Origin of the sequence: Acuticoccus yangtzensis, from assembly GCF_001927245.1 — a bacterium.
GTDB classification, from domain to species: Bacteria; Pseudomonadota; Alphaproteobacteria; order Rhizobiales; family Amorphaceae; genus Acuticoccus; species Acuticoccus yangtzensis.
On the sequence record NZ_MJUX01000004.1, the window covers coordinates 261,629 to 281,014 of the forward strand.

The 19,386-nt window shown below is 71.1% G+C and carries 20 protein-coding genes; 17 read left to right on the forward strand and 3 right to left on the reverse strand.

Going from position 1 to position 19,386, the window contains the following annotated elements; all coding sequences use genetic code 11:
• Positions 1 to 167 precede the first annotated feature (167 nt).
• From BIX52_RS12535 to BIX52_RS12545, 3 genes are all read left to right on the forward strand, one after another.
• Positions 168 to 677: a 2'-5' RNA ligase family protein gene (locus tag BIX52_RS12535; protein WP_075221410.1), complete on the forward strand. Its 510-nt coding sequence runs from the start codon at positions 168 to 170 to the stop codon at positions 675 to 677.
• Positions 678 to 954: 277 nt separating this feature from the next.
• A complete protein-coding gene (locus BIX52_RS12540; RefSeq protein ID WP_075221411.1) occupies positions 955 to 1,734 on the forward strand; it encodes a hypothetical protein in 780 nt (259 codons plus the stop codon).
• Positions 1,735 to 1,738: 4 nt separating this feature from the next.
• Positions 1,739 to 2,668, forward strand: coding sequence for a trypsin-like peptidase domain-containing protein (locus BIX52_RS12545; RefSeq protein WP_075221412.1), 930 nt, complete (start codon positions 1,739 to 1,741; stop codon positions 2,666 to 2,668).
• Here BIX52_RS12545 and BIX52_RS12550 read toward each other — a convergent pair.
• Together BIX52_RS12550 and BIX52_RS12555 are read right to left on the reverse strand one after the other, a co-directional pair.
• Complete coding sequence (locus BIX52_RS12550; protein WP_075221413.1) at positions 2,665 to 3,075, reverse strand: hypothetical protein; 411 nt, start codon at positions 3,073 to 3,075, stop codon at positions 2,665 to 2,667. The two genes, BIX52_RS12545 and BIX52_RS12550, sit on opposite strands and share 4 nt — an antisense overlap.
• 169 nt (positions 3,076 to 3,244) lie before the next feature.
• A complete protein-coding gene (locus tag BIX52_RS12555; RefSeq protein ID WP_075221414.1) occupies positions 3,245 to 3,601 on the reverse strand; it encodes a hypothetical protein in 357 nt (118 codons plus the stop codon).
• Positions 3,602 to 3,856: 255 nt separating this feature from the next.
• Here BIX52_RS12555 and BIX52_RS12560 point away from each other — a divergent pair, with 255 nt between their 5' ends.
• The 13 genes from BIX52_RS12560 (at position 3,857) to BIX52_RS12620 (ending at position 16,104) form a co-directional block, all read left to right on the forward strand.
• A complete protein-coding gene (locus BIX52_RS12560; RefSeq protein WP_075221415.1) occupies positions 3,857 to 4,684 on the forward strand; it encodes a universal stress protein in 828 nt (275 codons plus the stop codon).
• A gap of 597 nt (positions 4,685 to 5,281) precedes the next feature.
• A complete protein-coding gene (locus BIX52_RS12565; RefSeq protein ID WP_245803195.1) occupies positions 5,282 to 6,943 on the forward strand; it encodes a PHA/PHB synthase family protein in 1,662 nt (553 codons plus the stop codon).
• An 8-nt stretch (positions 6,944 to 6,951) separates the two neighbouring features.
• Positions 6,952 to 7,728 carry an enoyl-ACP reductase FabI gene (gene fabI, locus BIX52_RS12570; RefSeq protein ID WP_075221416.1) on the forward strand — a complete coding sequence of 259 codons (777 nt, stop codon included), beginning with the start codon at positions 6,952 to 6,954 and terminating at the stop codon, positions 7,726 to 7,728.
• A gap of 3 nt (positions 7,729 to 7,731) precedes the next feature.
• The gene (locus tag BIX52_RS12575) at positions 7,732 to 9,141 is read left to right on the forward strand and encodes a bifunctional enoyl-CoA hydratase/phosphate acetyltransferase (protein WP_075221417.1); all 1,410 of its coding nucleotides are present in this window, start codon (positions 7,732 to 7,734) and stop codon (positions 9,139 to 9,141) included.
• Positions 9,142 to 9,150: 9 nt separating this feature from the next.
• The gene (gene atpD / locus BIX52_RS12580) at positions 9,151 to 10,662 is read left to right on the forward strand and encodes a F0F1 ATP synthase subunit beta (protein ID WP_083660250.1); all 1,512 of its coding nucleotides are present in this window, start codon (positions 9,151 to 9,153) and stop codon (positions 10,660 to 10,662) included.
• A complete protein-coding gene (locus BIX52_RS12585) occupies positions 10,659 to 11,081 on the forward strand; it encodes a F0F1 ATP synthase subunit epsilon (protein WP_075221418.1) in 423 nt (140 codons plus the stop codon). The genes atpD and BIX52_RS12585 overlap by 4 nt, the downstream gene beginning before the upstream one ends.
• Positions 11,078 to 11,425, forward strand: coding sequence for an AtpZ/AtpI family protein (locus BIX52_RS23675; protein WP_083660212.1), 348 nt, complete (start codon positions 11,078 to 11,080; stop codon positions 11,423 to 11,425). Before BIX52_RS12585 ends, BIX52_RS23675 begins: the two co-directional genes overlap by 4 nt.
• Positions 11,422 to 11,913 carry a hypothetical protein gene (locus BIX52_RS12595; protein ID WP_075221419.1) on the forward strand — a complete coding sequence of 164 codons (492 nt, stop codon included), beginning with the start codon at positions 11,422 to 11,424 and terminating at the stop codon, positions 11,911 to 11,913. Before BIX52_RS23675 ends, BIX52_RS12595 begins: the two co-directional genes overlap by 4 nt.
• Positions 11,906 to 12,598, forward strand: a complete 693-nt coding sequence (locus BIX52_RS12600; RefSeq protein WP_075221420.1) for a F0F1 ATP synthase subunit A — start codon at positions 11,906 to 11,908, stop codon at positions 12,596 to 12,598. The genes BIX52_RS12595 and BIX52_RS12600 overlap by 8 nt, the downstream gene beginning before the upstream one ends.
• The gene (locus tag BIX52_RS12605; RefSeq protein WP_075221421.1) at positions 12,595 to 12,840 is read left to right on the forward strand and encodes a F0F1 ATP synthase subunit C; all 246 of its coding nucleotides are present in this window, start codon (positions 12,595 to 12,597) and stop codon (positions 12,838 to 12,840) included. The genes BIX52_RS12600 and BIX52_RS12605 overlap by 4 nt, the downstream gene beginning before the upstream one ends.
• A 1-nt stretch (position 12,841) precedes the next feature.
• Entirely contained in the window at positions 12,842 to 13,570 is a 729-nt protein-coding gene (locus BIX52_RS12610; RefSeq protein ID WP_075221422.1) for a F0F1 ATP synthase subunit B, read from the forward strand.
• On the forward strand, positions 13,557 to 15,206 hold the full coding sequence (locus tag BIX52_RS12615; RefSeq protein WP_245803189.1) for a F0F1 ATP synthase subunit alpha: 1,650 nt from the start codon (positions 13,557 to 13,559) through the stop codon (positions 15,204 to 15,206). Before BIX52_RS12610 ends, BIX52_RS12615 begins: the two co-directional genes overlap by 14 nt.
• Positions 15,199 to 16,104, forward strand: coding sequence for a F0F1 ATP synthase subunit gamma (locus tag BIX52_RS12620; RefSeq protein ID WP_075221423.1), 906 nt, complete (start codon positions 15,199 to 15,201; stop codon positions 16,102 to 16,104). Before BIX52_RS12615 ends, BIX52_RS12620 begins: the two co-directional genes overlap by 8 nt.
• A gap of 68 nt (positions 16,105 to 16,172) precedes the next feature.
• On the opposite strand, the gene BIX52_RS12625 is transcribed toward BIX52_RS12620, so the two are convergent.
• Positions 16,173 to 16,574 (reverse strand): MerR family transcriptional regulator, encoded by a 402-nt coding sequence (locus BIX52_RS12625; RefSeq protein ID WP_075221424.1) that lies wholly within the window; start codon positions 16,572 to 16,574, stop codon positions 16,173 to 16,175.
• A 104-nt stretch (positions 16,575 to 16,678) separates the two neighbouring features.
• Here BIX52_RS12625 and BIX52_RS12630 point away from each other — a divergent pair, with 104 nt between their 5' ends.
• Positions 16,679 to 19,222 (forward strand): heavy metal translocating P-type ATPase, encoded by a 2,544-nt coding sequence (locus BIX52_RS12630; protein ID WP_075221425.1) that lies wholly within the window; start codon positions 16,679 to 16,681, stop codon positions 19,220 to 19,222.
• Positions 19,223 to 19,386 lie beyond the last annotated feature (164 nt).

Sequence of the window (19,386 nt, forward strand, 5' to 3'; positions counted from 1 at the left end):
ACGGCCGGCGACAACAGCCGGATGCGCCGGGGCTTCCGTCTGAAGAAAGCGCCTGCGGGGGTCGCGGCTTACGGCGGTATGGGATCGGCAAATCACCGCGCGCTCCGCTTGACCGGGCACCCGCTGCACGACATTTCGCCAGGACCGACGCCGACAAGGGGGGAGAGATGACCCGGCCCATCATCATCACCCTTCAGTTCGACGCGGCGGCGGCGGATTTCTTCGAGGCGGAGCGGCGCCGTCACTTCCCGCCGGCGCTGAACAGGATCCCGGCCCACCTGACGCTGTTCCACGCCCTCCCCGGCGAGGCGCAGGACGAGGTGATGCGCGCCTGCGCCGAGTCGGCCGCGCGCCCGGCCTTCCGCGTCAACGTGGACGGGCTGATGGCGTTGGGGCGCGGCGTCGCCTACGCCGTCTCCGGCGGCGGGCTTCTCACCGTGCGCGCCGACCTCGCCCGCCGGTTCGACGGGATGCTGACCCGCCAGGACCGCGAGAAGTTCCGCCCCCACGTGACAGTGCAGAACAAGGTGGACCCGCAGGAGGCGCGCGCGCTGAAGGCGGAGCTTGAGCGCACCTTCACCCCCTTCGTGGCGACGGCGGAGGGGCTGCAGCTCTGGCATTATGACGGCGGACCATGGTCGCCCATCGGCGCCGTCGGCTTCGCACGGGGCGGCTGAGACACGCCACCGCGCCGCATCGCTCATGGCGGAGGCCGGGCCCCGGTTGGCGACGATCGTCGGCACCCCCAGCCGATGGCGGTGGCCGGCACTCCAGCCGGCGGCGATGGGCCGGCACCCCGACCAGTGACGATCGGCGGGCCGTGGGCCGGCCGGGCGTGGCCGCGGGTCCACAGCGGCCCAATATCGGCGCAGCAAAGCCACGGCGCCATTGCGCGGCGGCGGCAAACTCTCAGACTGGCGAACCACCGTGCTGGCCAACCGGAGCCGTTCCCGCATGAAGTCGCCGTCCGTCCTCACCCGCGCGGGTGCCGTGCTCGCCGTCCTCCTCGCCGCATGGCTGCCGCTGGCGGCGCCCCCCGCCGCGGCCCAGGACATCTCGGCCGACGCTGCGGCGGCGTGCCTTTCCAAGATGCGCCAGTCCTCCGCCGCCTTCAAAGCCATGGCGGCCGAGCTGCCGCGCTACTACGGGCGCAGCGCCATCGGGAACAAGCGCCACGTGATCCTGATCGACTACACCAAGCATCAGACGGCCGAGCGGCTCTATGTGGTCGACCTTCCGGCGTGCAAGATCATCCACAAGAGCCGGATCATCCATGGCGGCGCCTGGTACCTCTACAAGAAGGAGCGGCCCGATCCGAGCTGGGCGTGGAGCAACGCCAAGCAGGCCTGGTACACGCGCATCAACCTCAATACCGAGCCCGGCATGCTGACCACCTGCCGCAACACGGTGAAGGGCGGCTCCACCCACATGACGCGGCCGGGCTGGCAATATACCGGCGGCTGCCACCCCAACGCCAACGAGGGCTGGACCACGGTGCGCACGGACCGTTGCACCGGCTACGGCATCCAGGTGAAGCCGCTGGAGGGCCAGGCGCTGGGCGGGGTGACGCTGCACGACCACGTCCGGCTCGTCTATTCCAAGCATGTCGGCCAGGGCAGCCTGGGGTTCGAGCGGGGCGGCACGCAGCAGGTGATCGACGCCATCAAGAAGAATGGCGGCGTCGACATCACCCGCGGCACGCTGATCTACGTTCACGCCCCGCAGTGCGGCTGAGGCGATGGGCTGGCGCCCCTTTTCGCTGCCGGGTGCCCGTGGCGGACGCCAGCGCACGGGCCTTGCGGGCTGCCTCCTCGCGGCGCTGCTGACGGCGCTGGCGGCCGTGCCTCTCCCGGCCGCGGCGACGCAGTTCGAAAGCAGCCATTTCCGCCGCACCGGCGCTTATGCCGCCTCCATGGTCCATGCCTGGGAACGCGGCCGATCCAGCGCCAAGGCGAGCGCCTTCTTCCTCGCCAACCGCGAGCGGCGCCTTCTGGTGATGACGGCGACCCATGTCGTCGGCGCCGCGCCGGTGTTCGTGTTCCGCGGCCGCACCGCGTCGTCGGCCCAGCTTCTGATGAAGGACGGTGACGTCGCGGTCTACGAGGTGACCTTCGGACGGGGGATCACATACGGCTCGGTGCGGCCGCTGAGGATTGCGGCGGCCACGCCCGGCATCGGCCGCCCGTTGCAGGTGGTGGGTTTCCCGCTCGGGTTCGGCGGGGCGCTGATGCTGTCGGAGGGGTGCACCCTGTTGCCGCGCAAGCAGCTCCTGCATCCCACCTTCTTCACCTGCCGCGATCTGGACGCCTGGTGCCGCTATGCCGAGGCGGCGGGAAAGAGCCGCAAGACCTGCCAGGAGGACGCCGAGGCGGTGCGCCGCGGGCGGCCGCGTCTGTGCGCGGCGCCGATCGCCGCGCGGGCGACGCGGCGCGGCGGCGAGCGTCATACGCCGTCCACCCACGCGATGAATTGCGCAGCGCGGCTCGGCAACAGCGGCGGGCCGGTGATGCTCGCCGGCGGGACCGGGAGCGGCGCCGTGGCCGGGATGCCCTCGGCGGTCTTCGCGCGGGTCGACGGCCCCTACCCGAACGACCTCGGCGTGGGCGTGTCGGTGTTCAGCCCGTCCCTCAAGGCGCGGCTGCGCCAGCTCGGCGTCGTCCTCGATTAGGCCCGCGCGGGGACCCAGAGGTTCACGAGGTGGACCGCGGCCGCGCCGCCGATCGCCCCGGCGACGAGGCCGAGCGGCGCCAGAAGGGTGCCGAGGAAAGCGGCACCGATGACGAACCCGACGACGGCGCCTGCGATGGCACCGCCGCGCCGCGTCAGGCCGCGCCGGTCCATGAGAAGCCAGACGGGCAGGCCGATCACGAAACCGGGTGCCGCGCCGAAGATGGCACCGAACACCCCGAACAGGACGAGGCTCGCGGCCCATTCTCGCAGCAGCGGCTCACCGCGCCACAGCGTGCCGGAGAGGGCGGCGGCGGTACTCATCAGCACCGTCGCGACGGCCCACGCGGTGAGCGCGGCGATGCCGGACCCCGCGGCGCCGCGTCCGAGCGCACGGCCCAGGCTCATCCGCCCCCGCGGGCGCTCCGGGCGGGCGCGGGCGGTCCCGCGGGGCCCAAGGCGCGCGGGCGACCCTGCCGGCGGCGGAGCGGCCTTCCGCGCGGTCATCACGCGGCGTCCGCCCGCGCAGTGCGGCGGCGCCGGCAGGTGGACAGGCGCCGCCGCGGCGGGCGGCGGATCAGACCAGGACCGGGGCCGGCTCGGCCGTGCGCTCCGATTCCATCGCCAGCAGCGCATCGTCGGACACCTTGCCGATCACCCCCGGCATGCGGTCCATCTCGCGCGTATAGTCCAGCATCGAGAGGCGCTGAAACTCGATCATGCAGCTCCACGAGGCGAAGATGTTGGGCGAGCGCATCAGCGCCAGCTCCAGCTCCGCGTAGCGCTGCAGGCGAAGGCCGACGAAGCGGGCTCCCTCCCGCATCATCTCGCTCGACGCATGGTAGGCCGAGCGCGACAAGGCGTCAGCCGCCCCGAGCGGCGGTGACATGGCCAGTTTCGGTGACAGTGTCTCGCCCATGACCAGCTGTTGCATGGCCTGTCTCCCCAATGTGTTGAGCTTTGCTCTTGTGTCATTCCCGGCATGGACCCCGAAGGGTCGCGACGATTGGATCCGGCACGCGAGGCGGCCGATCGGGTCCGGCGGCGCGATGCCGGCCCACGATCCGACGACCCATCCCGTACCCGACAGCGATGAGAGCAAGTATCAGGTGCCCATGTATTGATGAAAATCAAGGCCCTCGTCTGTCAGTCTGGTAGAGCGGGCTCAGTATTTCGCAGGGAGGTGAACATGCCTGCAGTAAAGACCGTGCTGGCGCTTGCACAAAACAACGACGCCAGTGAATCGTTTTTGAAGGAAGCGGCAGCCTTCGCCGCGCGTCACGAGGCCCATCTGATCGCGCTGACCATCGGCCGGCAGGAAACGATCGCCTATGCCGGCCTGCCTGACCTGCCGCCCTCCGTCTATGCCGACGAGATGGCCGCGGTGCGCGCCCGCGTTGAAACCCGCATGGCGGCGGCGACGCAGACGCTGACCGCAACGGGCGTGTCGTTCGAGGTGCGCGGGGCCGTCGTTCCGGCGGGAGAAGCCGGACGCACGTTCGCCGCTCAGGCCCGCTACGCCGACATCGCCCTCCTGCCGCGCGATGCCGATTGTGCCGACATCGCCGACGCCGCGCTCTTCGCTAGCGGCCGCCCGGTGCTGATCGTCCCGCCCGGCGCCTCCTTCGCCGGGATCGGGTCGCGCGTCGTGATCGCCTGGGATCCCGGCGCGGAGGCGACGCGCGCCGCCCATGACGCCATCACCTTGATGGCCGGCGCCGAGGAGGTTCGCGTCGTCGTGGTGGATCCGCGGGTCGGCCCCGGCGCGCATGGCGAGGAGCCGGGCTCCGGCCTTGCCACCAGCCTCGCCCGGCACGGCCTTCCGGTGACGGTCGATTCCATCCCCTCCGCCGGGCTGTCGGTCGCCGATGCGATCAAGCGCCAGGCCGCCGCCGCCTCGGCGGACCTCATCGTCTCCGGCGCCTACGGCCACTCGCGCCTCACCGAGATCATTCTCGGCGGGGTCACGCGGGACCTTCTGGCCGGCTGCGACAGGCCCTTGCTGATGGCCCATTGAGGGGTCGGGCGCGGCGGGGTTGCCGCCGCGCCCGCCGGGTACGCGAACGATCGACTGCCGCAAGGCAATTCATCGCGGCAATGCTTTCACGCCCATCTATACTAAAATATTTGCAGTTTTTATTTCTGTCGCTCTTCAGAAACGTCATTTTGACGCAGCGTCATCTGTTTTCGTCAGACGACCCGTGCCGACGTTACCGCATGACGTCACTGCACCGCTGATATGCGTTTGCCTCAAGTCCGTTGATATCACGGGCGATTTCGCAACGTGGCAAAGATGTAATATTGATCCTGATCAAGGTGCCGCGGAGGGCCACGGGCGAGGGCTGACACTTCAGGAACGCTGGAGTGCGTCATGCCCAGAACGGTCCAGGCCCCGACCGACCCTTCCACGTCAGAAACGGCGGAAGCGAACACGGCGGAAGCGAAGACAGCAGACCGGCCACCGCGCCAGACCCCCGAACCCGCCAAGTCCCGGGACACGCCGTCCGCGGACCCCGATGAGCGGTCCGTACACCGAGACGCCTCGCCTGCGCCCGACCCCACCGTGTACGAGCTGATCGACCGCTCGGTCCACGCCTCCGCCGCCAAGCTGACGATGGGCCTCTCCCCCGCCGCCCTCGCCGGCGCCTATCTCGATTGGGCCTCGCACCTCGCCTTCTCGCCCGGAAAGCAGATGGAGCTGGCCGCCTCCGCCTTCTCCAAATTCACGCGCCTGACGGATTATGCCGGCCGCGCCGCCTTCGGTGAGGCGAACACGCCTGTCGCCACCGCGCTGCCGCAGGACCACCGCTTCAGGGCGAAGGGCTGGGCGAACTGGCCCTTCAACGTCATGCAGCAGAGCTTTCTCACCGCCGAGGCGTGGTGGGAGGAGGCGACGAGCGGGGTGCACGGCGTCACCCGCCAGCACGAGAAGATGGCCGCCTTCTGCGCCCGCCAGATGCTGGACGCGGTGTCCCCCTCGAACCAGGCGGCGACCAACCCCGAGATCGTTGCGCGCACGATCCACGAAGGGGGCGCCAACCTCCTGCGCGGCGCCCAGAACGCCTTCAAGGACATGGTGGCCACCGCCGCCCACGACGACCCGCCCGGCACCGGCACCTTCCGCCCCGGCGAAACGGTGGCGATCACCCCCGGCAAGGTGGTCTTCCGCAACCACCTGATGGAGCTGATCCAATACGCCCCCGCGACCGGCACCGTGCATCCCGAACCGGTTCTGATCGTCCCGGCGTGGATCATGAAATATTATATCCTCGACCTGTCGCCGCAGAACTCGCTGGTGCGCTACCTCGTCGGCCAGGGGCATACGGTGTTCGCGATCTCCTGGCGCAATCCCGGCGCCGAGGACCGCAACGTCGGCATGGACGATTACGTCGCCCAAGGCCCGCACGCGGCGCTTGAGGCGATCGGCGCGATCGTCCCGGACACGAAGGTGCACGCGGTGGGCTACTGCCTCGGCGGCACGCTCCTTTCCATCACCGCCGCCGCCATGGGGCGCGATGGCGACGACCGCCTCGCCTCCGTGACCCTGTTCGCGGCGCAGACCGACTTCACCGAGGCGGGCGAGCTCACCCTCTTCATCAACGAGAGCCAACTCGCCTTCCTCGACGACATGATGTGGGAGCGCGGCTATCTCGACTCGTCGCAGATGGCGGGCGCGTTCCAGATCCTGCGCTCCAACGATCTCATCTGGTCCAAGGTGGTGCGCGACTATCTCCTCGGCGAACGGGCGCCGATGATCGACCTGATGGCCTGGAACGCGGACGCAACACGCCTGCCCTACCGCATGCACATCGAGTACCTGACGCACCTCTTCCTCAACAACGACCTGGCTGAAGGGCGCTACCGAGTGGGCGGGCGCACGATCTCGGTCGGAGACATCCGCTGCCCGATCTTCGCCGTCGGCACCGAGCAGGACCACGTCGCCCCCTGGCGTTCCGCCTACAAGATCCACCTCCTCGCCGACACGGACGTGACCTTCGTCCTCACCAGCGGCGGCCACAATGCGGGCATCGTCTCAGAGCCCGGCCACAAGCGGCGCCACTACCGCATCCGCACCACGCGGGTGGACGACCATTATGTCGACCCGGACACCTACATCGCCTCCACGCCGGTGAACGAGGGCTCCTGGTGGCCGGAACTGTCCGCCTTCTTCGGCGCCCACTCGGGCGAGCGCACCGCCCCGCCACCGATGGGCGCCCCGGCCGCCGGCTATGCCCCGGTGTGCGACGCGCCCGGCACCTACGTCCTCATGCGATAGGCCGCGTCATGACCCTTTCCGCAACGCCGCTCGCCGGGCGCAAGGGCCTCGTCGTCGGCATCGCCAATGCCGACAGCATCGCCACCGGCTGCGCCCGCGCCTTTCGTGAAGCCGGAGCCGATCTCGCCGTCACCTACCTGAACGAAAAGGCGCTGAAATATGTCGAGCCCGTCGCCGCCGCTCTGGAGGCGCCGATCGTCATGCCGCTCGACGTGACCGACGAGGCGCAGATCGACGCCGTCTTCGCCCGCATCGCCTCCGAATGGGGCCGGCTCGACTTCCTGCTCCACTCCATCGCCTATTGCCGCAAGAACGATCTCACCGGCCGCGTGGTCGACACCTCGCGCGACGGGTTCGCCGAGGCGATGGACGTTTCCGTCCACTCCCTCTTCCGCCTTCTGAAGCGGGCCGAGCCGTTGATGAGTGCGGGCGGCAGCGCTCTCACCGTCAGCTACTACGGCGCTGAAAAGGTGGTCGACAATTACAACATCATGGGCCCGGTGAAGGCGGCGCTGGAGTCCAGCGTGCGCTACCTTGCCGCCGAGCTCGGGCCGAAGGGGATCCGCGTCAACGCCCTGTCGCCGGGGCCGCTGAAGACGCGCGCGGCCTCCGGCATCGCCCATTTCGATGCGCTGGTGGATGCGGCGCGCCTCAGGGCCCCGGCCCATCAGATCGTCACCATCGAGGATATCGGCGCCATGGCCCGCTATTATGTGAGCGACGACGCCGCCCGCGTGACCGGCAACGTCGCCTACATCGACGGCGGCATGAACGTGATGGCCTGAGCGATGGACTACATCGAGAACCGCACCTTCGACGAGCTCGCCGTCGGCGACAGCGCCGAGCTGACGCGCACCCTGCGTCACGAGGACATCGAGCTCTTCGCTGTGATGTCCGGCGACGTGAACCCCGCCCATGTGGACGCCGACTATGCGGCGGCGGACATGTTCCACAAGGTGATCGCCCACGGAATGTGGGGCGGCGCGCTGATCTCGGCGGTGCTCGGCACGCAGTTGCCGGGGCCGGGCACGATCTACCTCGACCAAACGCTGAAGTTCCGCCGCCCCGTGGGCCTCGGCGACACGGTGACCGTGCGCGTCACCGTGGCCGAGAAGATCGCCGAGTCGAAGCGGCTGAAGCTCGAATGCCTGTGCCTCAACCAGGCGGGCGAGAAGGTGATCATCGGCGAGGCGCTGGTAATTGCGCCGAGCGAGAAGGTCCGCCGCCCGCGCGTGGCGCTGCCCGCGGTGCGGATCAACGCGCGCGGCACGCATCTGCGCGACGTGATCGCCCGTGCGGCCGGCGTGCCGGTGCGGGTCGGCGTCGTCCACCCGGTCGACGGCGACACACTGACGGACGTTGCCGAGGCGAAGGCGGCGGGGCTGATCGACCCGGTCCTGATCGGCCCGGCGGGCGCGATCCATGCGGCGGCCGCGGCGGCGGGCGTGCCCCTCGGCGCCATCCCCGTGCAGGACGCGCCGGACGCCATGGCCGCCGCGCGGATCGCCGCCGCGCGCGCCAAGTCCGGTACCCTCGACGCGCTGATGAAAGGCGCGGTCGATCTCGCCGCCCTGGTTCGCACCGCGGCGGACGAAGGGCTGGGGCGCGAGACGAGCGCCACCCACGTCCACATCCTCGACGTCGCGACCTACGGCAAGCCGCTCCTCGTCACCGATGCCGCGCTGGTCCCCTCGCCCACCTTGGCCGAGAAGCGGGACATGGTGGCGAACGCGGCCGCACTGGCGCAGGCGATGGGGATCCGCGCGCCGAAAGTCGCCGTCCTCTCCGCCAGCGAGACGGTCGACCCGCGCCTTCCCTCCACGCTGGACGCGGCCGCGCTGTGCAAGATGGCCGAGCGCGGCCAGATCACCGGCGCGATGGTGGACGGCCCGCTGGCCTTCGACACGGCGATTTCGCGTGCCGTGGCCGCCAAGCGGCATTTCGGACCCGTCGCCGGGGATGCCGACATTCTCCTGGTGCCGGACCTCGAAGCGGGGGCGCTTCTGGTCAAGGAGCTGATCCACCTCGCCGGGGCGGATGCGGCGGGGATCGTCCTCGGCCTCAAGGTACCGGTGATCGTCGCGGGACGGACCGGCGGTGCGCTCCCGGCACTGGCCGCCGCCGCGCTCGCCAAGCTTCTGGTGCGCCGCCCCTTCGCAGGGCAGGCCGCCTCTCCCAGCCCCCGCGCGGCCGAGTAGGTGACCGCGATGGCCACCCCCGACACCTCCGCCGCGCAAACCGGAGCGGCCCGATCCGGCAATCCGGCGGGCACCGACGGGGCGAAAGCAGCAGGCGCAGCGCCCGAAGCCGGCCGCGTGGTCGCGGTGCGCGGCGCGGTGGTGGACGTCGCCTTCACCGGGGCGCTTCCGCCGGTCAACGATGCGCTGACGGTTCAGTGGGACCAGGACGGCCCCCTCGTCGTCGAGGTGGCGGCGCATATCGACGCTTCGACCGTGCGTGCCGTCGCCCTCGGCTCCACCATCGGGCTGAAACGCGGGACGCCTGTCACCCCGCGCGGCGGGCCGATCACCGTGCCTGCCGACGCCGCCGTGCTCGGCCGCCTCGTCGACGTCATGGGCGAGGCGCGCGACGGCGGCCCGCCCCTCCCCGCCGATCTGCCGCGCCGGCCGATCCACCGTCCCGCCCCGCCGCTTGCCGCCCGCAAGGCGTCCACCGCCATCTTCGAGACCGGCATCAAGGTGATCGACCTCCTCGCCCCGCTGCCAGAAGGCGGCAAGGCGGCGATGTTCGGCGGCGCCGGCGTCGGCAAGACCGTGGTCGTGATGGAGCTGATTCAGGCGATGGTTGCCGGCTATGACGGCATCTCGGTCTTCGCCGGGATCGGCGAGAGGTCGCGCGAGGGACACGAATTGCTGGCCGACATGGCCGCGTCCGGCGTCCTCGCCCAGTGCGCGCTGGTGTTCGGCCAGATGAACGAGCCGCCGGGGGCACGCTGGCGCGTCGGCCTCACCGCCCTCACCATCGCCGAGCATTTCCGCGACGCGAAGCACCAGAACGTGCTGCTCCTGATGGATAACGTGTTCCGTTTCGTTCAGGCGGGCAGCGAGGTCTCGGGCCTCCTCGGCCGGCTGCCGTCGCGGGTGGGCTATCAGCCGACGCTCGCCACCGAGATCGCCGAGTTGCAGGAGCGCATCACCTCCGTGGCGGGCGCGGCGATCACCGCCATCGAAGCCGTCTACGTTCCGGCCGACGACTTCACCGACCCCGCCGTGACCGCGATCTCCAGCCACCTCGATTCCACGATCGTGCTGTCGCGGGCGATGGCGGCGGAAGGCATGTATCCGGCGGTGGACCCGCTCGGCTCCTCCTCGGTGCTGCTCGACCCCACCGTGGTCGGGCGCGAGCACTACGAGGTGGCGGAGGCCGTGCGCGCCACGATCGCCCAATATCGCGAGTTGCAGGACATCATCTCGCTGCTGGGCGTGGAGGAGCTGTCCACCGCCGACCGGCGCGCCGTCACCCGCGCGCGCCGCTTGCAGCGGTTCCTCACCCAGCCCTTCACCGTCACCGAGGCGTTCACCGGCATGCCGGGCCGCTCGGTCAGGCGGGCCGACACGGTGGCCGGGTGCCGCGCCATCCTGGACGGCGCCTGCGACGACTGGGACGAGGCGGACCTCTATATGGTCGGCACGCTGGACGAGGCCCGCGCAAGGCACGAGGCGGCCGGCGCCTCCACCAACGCCGAGGCGGCGGCATGAAATTGACGATCACCACCCCCACCGCCATCGTTGTCGACACCGAGGCCGTCAGCGTGCGCGCGGAGGACGAGACGGGCGGCTTCGGCATCCTCCCCGGCCATGCGGACTTCGTCACCGCGCTCGGCCCCTCGGTGGTGAGCTGGCGCGAGGCGAAGGGCGGTCCGTGGCGTCATGCCGCCGTGGAGCGCGGCGTCTTCACCGTCATCGGCGGCGCGCATGTTGCCGTGGCGACGCGCGATGCCGTCGTGGGCGAGAGCCTCGCCACGCTGGAGGGCGACATAGTGGCCGCCTTCGCCCGCCGCGCCGATGCCGAGCGCGCCGAGCGGACCGCCGGGCTGAAGCTGCAGATGAAGGCGATCCGCCAGATCGTCGCCCACCTCGGCACCCGCCCCGACGCGATCATGGGGGGCAGCGCATGACCCACCGCGACGAGGCCCGCAATAATGCCGGAGACGCCGCCGCGCGGCCGGCAGCGGCATCCGCCGAGACGAGCGAGACCGATGCGGCGCTGGCGACGGCCGCCCGCCGCCAGCGCGTGCGGGAACGGCGGGGACGCGAAGAAGGTGCACTCGGCACCATGCGCATGGTCGGCCAGATCGGCATCCTGGGGTGGATCATCGTCACCCCGGCCCTCCTCGGCCTCCTCCTGGGACGCTGGCTCGACGGGCAGGCCGGCACGAAGATCTTCTTCGCCGCGCCGCTTCTGATGCTCGGCGTCGCCGCCGGCGGCTGGTCCGCCTGGCGCTGGATGCACCGCCAATGACCGCCTCTGCCGCTCTCACCCTGCTCGTTTCCCTCGCCGCCGGTGCCGCTCTGGGCGCGGCGCACCTTCTGACGCTCGCGGCCAGCGTGCGGCGCATCGCGGCAGGCGAGGTGTGGGCGCCGGTGCTCCTCCAGGTGGGGCGCCATCTGGTGGTGGCGGCGGCCCTCTTCGGTGCGGTGTGGCTGGGGGGCGGTCCGGGGCTCATCGCCTTCGCCGCCGGTCTTTTGGGCGCCCGAAAACTCCTGATGCCGCGGGTCGCCGGCAGGAAGCAGGCCGGCGCCATGGATGAGGCCGATGGCGCGACGCAGGCCGCCCGCGCGACGCAGGCCAACGGCGTGACGCAGGCCAACGGCGTGACGCAGGCCAACGGCGTGACGCAGGCCGGGCACTCAAGCGAGGTCGGCGAGGTGACGCAGGCCACCCGGTCCGAGACGTCGAGCGCTTCGGAGAAGCTCAGCGAATTGGCGGAGGTGAGCGGGCATGGATAGCACGCCCCTCGTCGCCCGCGTCGTCTTCTCCATCGGCCCGGTGCCGGTCACCGAGCCGGTGGTGATCACCTGGGCCATCATCGCGCTGCTGGCGGGCGGCGCCGCCCTCGCCACACGGCGGCTGACCCTGGTGCCCGGCACCTTGCAGACGGTGCTCGAGATGGTGGCCGAGGTGATCGACGATCAAATCCGCTCCACGATGAGGGCGGAGCCCCAGCCTTACCGCGCCCTCGTCGGCACGCTCTTCCTGTTCATCCTCACCGCCAACTGGTCGAGCCTCATCCCCGGCGTGGAGCCGCCCACGGCGCACCTCGAGACCGACGCCGCGCTCGGCCTCATCGTCTTCGTAGCGACGCTCTATTTCGGCATCCGCACATTGGGCCCCGCCGGCTACGCCAAGACGTTCATGGAGCCGACCATCATCATGCTGCCGGTCAACGTGGTGGAGGTGTTCACGCGCACCTTCTCGCTGATCGTGCGGTTGTTCGGCAACGTGATGGCGGGGGTCTTCATCATCGCCATCGTCTTGTCGCTCGCCGGTCTTCTCGTCCCCATTCCCTTGATGGCGCTCGACCTTCTGACCGGCTCCGTCCAGGCCTACATCTTCACGGCCCTCACCATGGTCTTCATCGCAAGCGCTCTCGACGAAGGGCGGCCGCAAACCGGCAGGAGTATCACGTCATGAATTGGGTGGAGATTGCGAGCATCATCGCCGCCGCCATCGCGGTCTCGTGCGGCGCGGTCGGTCCGGCGCTGGGCGAAGGGCGCGCCGTCGCCGCCGCGATGGACGCCATCGCGCGCCAGCCGGAGGCCGCGGGTACGATCTCGCGCACGCTCTTCGTGGGCCTTGCGATGATCGAGACGACGGCGATCTACTGCCTCGTCATCGCGCTGCTGCTCCTGTTCGCGAACCCCTACGCCGGTTGATATGACGATCGACTGGTGGACGCTGGCGTTGCAGACGATCAACGTCGTCGTCCTGGTTGCGCTGTTGGGGCGCTTCTTCTTCCGCCCCGTCGCGGCCGCCGTCGCCGCCCGCAAGGCCGAGATCGCGGCACGGCTGGCGGACGCCGACGCCGCCCGCGCCGAGGCGGACCGGCTGATGGCCACGCGCCAGGCCGAGCTTGACGCCGTCGACGCCGAGCGGGATCGGCTGATCGCCGCCGCCCGCGCCGAGGCCGAGAGGCAGGGGGCCGCCCTCACCGGCGCGGCGCGCGAGGAGGCGCTGCGCATCACCGCCCAAGGGGCAGCGGACGTCGCGCGGGCCCGCACCGCCGCCGAGGACCATGCCCGCGCTGAGGCGGAGCGGCTGGCGCTCGCCATCGCCCGCCGCCTCGTCGCGCGCCTTCCCGCCGCCAGCCTGAACGCCGCCTTCGCGGACGGGCTCGCCGCCGAGCTCGGCGCCCTCACTCCGGGCGAACAGGCGCAGGTGGCCGAAGGTCCGGTGCGCGTCACCACCGCGGCGCCGCTCGCCGAGGCGGACCGCGCCGCCCTCGCCGCCGCCCTCGCCCCCCTCGGCGCCGCCGCCTTCGAAACGGCGGTGGACCCGGGATTGGTGGCGGGGCTGACCCTCACCGCCCCCGGCCTTCTCGTCGAGAACGCATGGGGGGCGGACCTCGGCCGGATCGCAAAGGAGTTCCGCCGTGAGCACACCTGAAGCACCCACCGGCACGTCCCTCACCGACACGTCCCCCATCGGCGAGCCGATCACCGGTGACCCGGTCAGAGGCGGCGCGGCCCGGCCCGGCGAGGCACCTTCTCCCAGCCCCACGCCTCTCCTCGATGAGGCGCAGGCCGCGCTTGCCGCCGCCGCCGTCGGTCCGGCGCGCGCGGAAATCGGCGAAGTCCTCTCCATCGCCGACGGGATCGCCTTCGTCTCGGGCCTCCCCAATGTGCGGCTGGACGAACTCGTCACCTTCGCGGGGGGCGAGACGGGCTACGTCACCGCCCTCGACAGGGACGCCGCCGCCGTCGTCTTCCTCGACGACCCGTCCGCCGTCACCGCGGGCACCCGCGTTTCGGGCACCGGCGAGGTCGTGCGGGTTCCGGTCGGCCCCGGCCTCCTCGGCCGCGTGGTCGACCCGCTCGGCCGCCCGCTCGACGGGAAGGGCCCCGTCGCTGCGGCCCGTCACGACCCGGCCGAAAGGCCCGCCCCGCCCATCGAGGCGCGCGACTTCGTCACCCAGCCGGTGAAGACCGGCATCCTCGTCATCGACACCCTGTTCGCCCTCGGCCGCGGCCAGCGTGAGCTCATCGTCGGCGACCGCGCGATCGGCAAGACCGCTGTCGGTGTCGACGCCATCATCAACCAGCGCAGCAGCGACATCATCTCGGTCTACGTCGCGGTGGGGCAGAAGTCGTCCACGGTGGCGCGCGTGGTGGAGGCGATCGCGGCGCACGGGGCGCCGGAGCGCACGATCATCGTCGTCGCCTCGCCCTCCAGCGCGTTGGGTCTGCAGTGGATCGCCCCCTTCGCGGCGACCACCATGGCCGAATATGTGCGCGACACCGGGGGCCACGCCCTCATCGTCATCGACGATCTCACCAAGCACGCCGCCACCCACCGCGAGATCGCGCTCATCACCCGCCAGCCGCCGGGGCGTGACGCCTTTCCGGGCGACATCTTCTACGTCCACGCGCGGCTTCTGGAGCGGGCGGCGAAGCTGTCGGCCGCGCACGGCGGCGGGTCGCTGACGGCACTCCCCATCGCCGAGCTCGATGCCGGCAATCTGTCGGCCTACATCCCCACCAACCTCATCTCGATCACGGACGGGCAGATCGTCCTCGACTCGGCGCTGTTCCAGGGCGGCCAGAAGCCTGCGGTGGACGTGGGGCTCAGCGTCAGCCGCGTCGGCGGGAAGACGCAGGCGCCCGCGCTGCGCCACGCCGCCCGCGCGCTGAGGCTGGACTATGCGCAGTTCCTGGAGGTGGAGATGTTCACCCGCTTCGGCGGGGTGACGAGCGCCGCGGTGGAGGCGCGGATCGCCCGCGGCCGGCGCATCCGCGCGGGGCTGACGCAGGGCCAATATGCCCCACTGCGCCTCGCCGACGAGGTGGCCTTCGTCCTCGCCCTGCAGTCGGGCCTGCTGGACGCCGTGCCGCTCGACGCCATGGATGCCTTCAAAGAGGGGCTCGCGGCGGCGATCGACACCGGCGCGCCGGGTGCGGTCGCCTCCATCGAGGCGGACGGAACGCTCGGCGAGGCGGACGAGGCGGCACTCACCGCGGCCCTCACCCGGCTCGCCGCAACCCTGAGCCCCGGCCGGCCGGGCGAGCGCCACGCCGATGGCTGAGCGCCACGCCGATATCGCCGCCCGCATCACCCTCGTCGGCCAGTTGCAGGCGGTGGTGACGGCGATGCGCGGGATCGCCGCCGCCCGCGCTCAGCACGCCCGCAGCCTTCTGCCGGCGATCGACGCCTTTTCGCGGCAGGTGGCGGACGCGATCGGGCGCGCCTCGTCCGCCGCGGGCGACGGCGGATCGGGTACCGGGTCCACTGCCGAGTCCGCAGGCGCGCCGGGAGCGGGCCGCGAGGGTTCTCGCCGTCCCGCGGAGGCCGGAACGGTACTGATCGCGTTCTGCGCCGAAGAGGGATTTGCCGGCGCCTTCAGCGAGCGGATATTGGACGCGGCCACCGCCAGCGGCGCGCCGCGGGGGGCCGATCATCTCATCGTCGTCGGCACCCGCGGTATCGCGGCGGCGCATGAGCGGGGCCTCGAGGTGGCCGCCAGCGCCGCGATGCCGAGCCGGGCGGACGAGGTGGAGCGCCTCGCCTCGTCCCTCGTCGATCTTCTCGTCCCGCTCCTCGCCGCGGGATCGAGCCGTGTGGACGTCCTCTTCACCCGCCAGGGCGAGGACGGGGGGATGGAAGCCGACCGCCGGTCCGTGCTGCCGCTGGACCACACGGCCTTCCCGGCCCCTTCCGCTGGGGCGGCGCCGCTGACGACGATCGCGCCCGCCATGCTCGTCGAACGGCTGGCGATGGAGTATGTGTTCGCCGCGCTCTGCCGCGCCGCGCTCCACGCCTTTGCGGCCGAGAACGAGGCGCGGCTGAGGGCGATGGCCGCCGCCCGCAGCAATATCGAGCAACGCCTCGCCGGATTGAAGCGCACCGAGCGGATGCTGCGCCAGGCGGAGATCACCTCCGAGATCATCGAGCTGACCGCCGGAGCCGAGGCCGCACGGGGCTGAGGCCATCGGCCAGAGCGGGTCGAGCCGCGCGGCTCGGGCGCCCCGCGGCGTTCATCAGGTGCGGCCGGTCAGGCCGCGTGCGTGGCGTGGGCGGGGCGCCTGAGGTCGTCCATGATCGGGCAATCGGCGCCGTCGTCACCCCGGCAGCGCGAGACGAGAGCCTTCAGCGTCCCGCGCATCGCCTCGAGTTCGGCGATCTTGGCGGCGATGCGGGTGAGGTGCTCCTCGGCGATCACCTTCACGTCGTGGCTGGTGCCGCCCTGCTCCAGCGCCAGAAGCGTGCGGCAGTCCTCGACGCTGAAGCCGAGGGAGCGGGCCCGGCCGATGAAGGCGAGCGCGGCGAGTTCCGCCGCACCGAACACGCGGTAGCCGTTGGCAAGGCGCGGCGGCCGCACCAGGCCGATGTCCTCATAATAGCGGATGGTCTTGGCCGGCACGCCGCTTTCGGCCGCCGCCTCGGAGATGTTCATCGGCTCCCCCTGTCCTGTCCGCACGGAGATAGGCCCCCGCCCCTTGACCTTCCAGTGGCTGGAAGCCCCATCTGCCTTTCCGCAAGAACGAAAGAGGCGCGCTTATGAGCGAGCATAGTGCGGGCGGCCACCACGAAGGCGGCCATCATTCAAGCGGCCACGCGGCCGATCATCAGGGCTGCTGCGGCGGCCATTCCGGCGCCGCGGGCAAGCCTCAGGCGAACGAGGTGATCCGCGACCCGGTCTGCGGCATGACCGTGGACCCCGCCGCCGGCAAGCCGACCTTCGAGCGCGAGGGCCACACCTACCATTTCTGCTGCGAGGGCTGCCGCAAGAAGTTCGCCGCGGCGCCCGACGACTACATCACCGCGATCGACCCGGTGTGCGGCATGAAGGTGAACCGCGCCACCGCGAAACACATGACCAAGCATGAGGGCGAGCGTTTCTACTTCTGCTCGGCCCGGTGCGAGGAGAAGTTCACCGCCGACCCGTCCGCTTATCTCGGCGACCGTCCGGCGCCGGAGCCGATGCCGGAGGGCACCATCTACACCTGCCCGATGGACCCCGAGATCCAGCAGGTCGGGCCGGGCGACTGCCCCATTTGCGGCATGGCGCTTGAGCCGATGGGCGTCCCCACCGGCGACGTCGGCCCCAATCCGGAGCGGATCGACTTCCAGCGCCGCGCGGCGATCGGCGCGGTGTTGACGGTGCCGCTCGTCGTCATCGCCATGGGCCCCATGGTGGGGCTCGACGTGCATGGCCTCATCGGGGCCACGGCGGCGCGCTGGGCCGAGCTGGCGCTGGCGAGCCCGGTGGTTCTGTGGTGCGGCTGGCCCTTCCTGGTGCGCGGGGCAAAATCCTTCCGCTCCGGCAACCTCAACATGTTCAGCCTGATCGCAATGGGTGTCGCCGCCGCCTACGCCTTCAGCGTGGTGGCGACGCTGATGCCCGGACTCTTCCCGGACAGTTTCCGTGGCCACAACGGCAGCGTCGGCGTCTACTTCGAGGCGGCGGCGATGATCATCGTCCTCGTCCTCGTCGGCCAGATCCTGGAGCTGCGCGCGCGCGAGCAGACCGGCACGGCGATCCGCGCCCTTCTCGACCTCGCCCCCAAGACGGCGCGCATCGTACGGGCGGACGGGCGAGAGGAGGAGATCGCGCTGGAGGACGTCGCCGTCGGTGACCGCCTGCGAGTCCGACCGGGCGAGAAGATCCCCGTCGACGGTGCGGTGGCCGAAGGGCGATCCTCGGTCGACGAATCCATGCTGACGGGCGAGCCGCTGCCGGTGGAGAAATCCGAAGGCGACCAGGTGACCGGCGCCACCTTGAACCGCAACGGCTCCCTGATCATCGAAGCGCGCCGCGTCGGTAAGGACACGATGCTGTCCCAGATCGTCGAGCTGGTGGCGAGCGCGCAGCGTTCGCGCGCGCCGATCCAATCCGTGGCGGACCGGGTGGCGGGTTATTTCGTGCCCGCCGTCATCGGCGTCGCGGTGCTGGCCTTTGCCGTCTGGGCGGTGTTCGGCCCCTCCCCGTCCTTCTCCTACGCGCTCGTCGCGGCGATCTCGGTCTTGATCATCGCCTGCCCGTGCGCGTTGGGACTGGCGACGCCCATGTCCATCATGGCCGCCACCGGGCGCGGGGCCCAGGCCGGCGTTCTCATCCGCAACGCCGAGGCACTGGAGGGATTTGCCAATGTCGACACGCTGGTGGTCGACAAGACCGGCACGCTGACCGCGGGGCGGCCCGACCTCGTCGCCGTTCTTCCCGCGGCCGGGTTCGACGAGGTGGAGCTTCTGCGCCTCGCCGCCAGTCTGGAGCGGGGGTCCGAGCACCCGCTCTCGGAGGCGATCGTGAAGGGGGCCGAAGCGCGCGGGGTCACGCTCACCAAGGCGGAAGGATTCGAGGCGGTGACCGGGCGCGGCGTGAGCGGCACCGTGGACGGCCGCACCGTCGCCCTCGGCAACGAGGCGATGATGGAGGCGCTCGGCATCTCCATCGACGCGGTGGACCCCGGTGCGCGGCGCGATGCGGGCGAGACGGTGATGATCGCCGCGGTGGACGGTGTGTGCGCCGGTCTCATCTGCGTGGCCGATCCGGTGAAGGAGACGACAGCGGAGGCGTTGAAGGCGCTGCACGAGCTCGGCCTCACCATCGTGATGGCGACCGGCGACAGCGCGCGCACGGCGGCCGCCATCGCCGGCCGCCTCGGCATCGACGACGTGCGCGCCGAGGTGTCGCCCGAGGGCAAGGCGGCGATCATCGCCGAGCTGAAGGCGGCGGGCCGCACGGTCGCGATGGCGGGCGACGGCGTGAACGATGCCCCGGCGCTGGCGGCGGCCGATGTCGGCATCGCCATGGGCACGGGCGCGGACGTTGCGATCGAGAGTGCGGGCCTGACCTTGGTGAAGGGCGACCTCACCGGGATCGTGCGGGCGCGGCGGCTGGCGCTGATGACGATGCGCAACATCCGCCAGAACCTCTTCTTCGCGTTGGTCTACAATGCGGCGGGGGTGCCGATCGCGGCGGGGGTGCTCTACCCGGTGTTCGGGTTGTTGCTGTCGCCGATGGTGGCGGCGGCGGCGATGAGCCTGTCGTCGGTCTCGGTGATCAGCAATGCGCTGCGTCTGAAGGCGGCGCGGATCTGACCGCTCTCGGGGGCGCGGGGGAGGCCCGCGCCCAACCCTTTGTCTTCGCTCCTTAATTTTTTCGACCACCGGGTCCGGCAGGCGGCCTCTGTGGACAACCGGGCAAGTTTTTCGCGCCGGAGTGACGATGGCGCTTGCATTGGGCCGGGGGGAGCGATAGATCA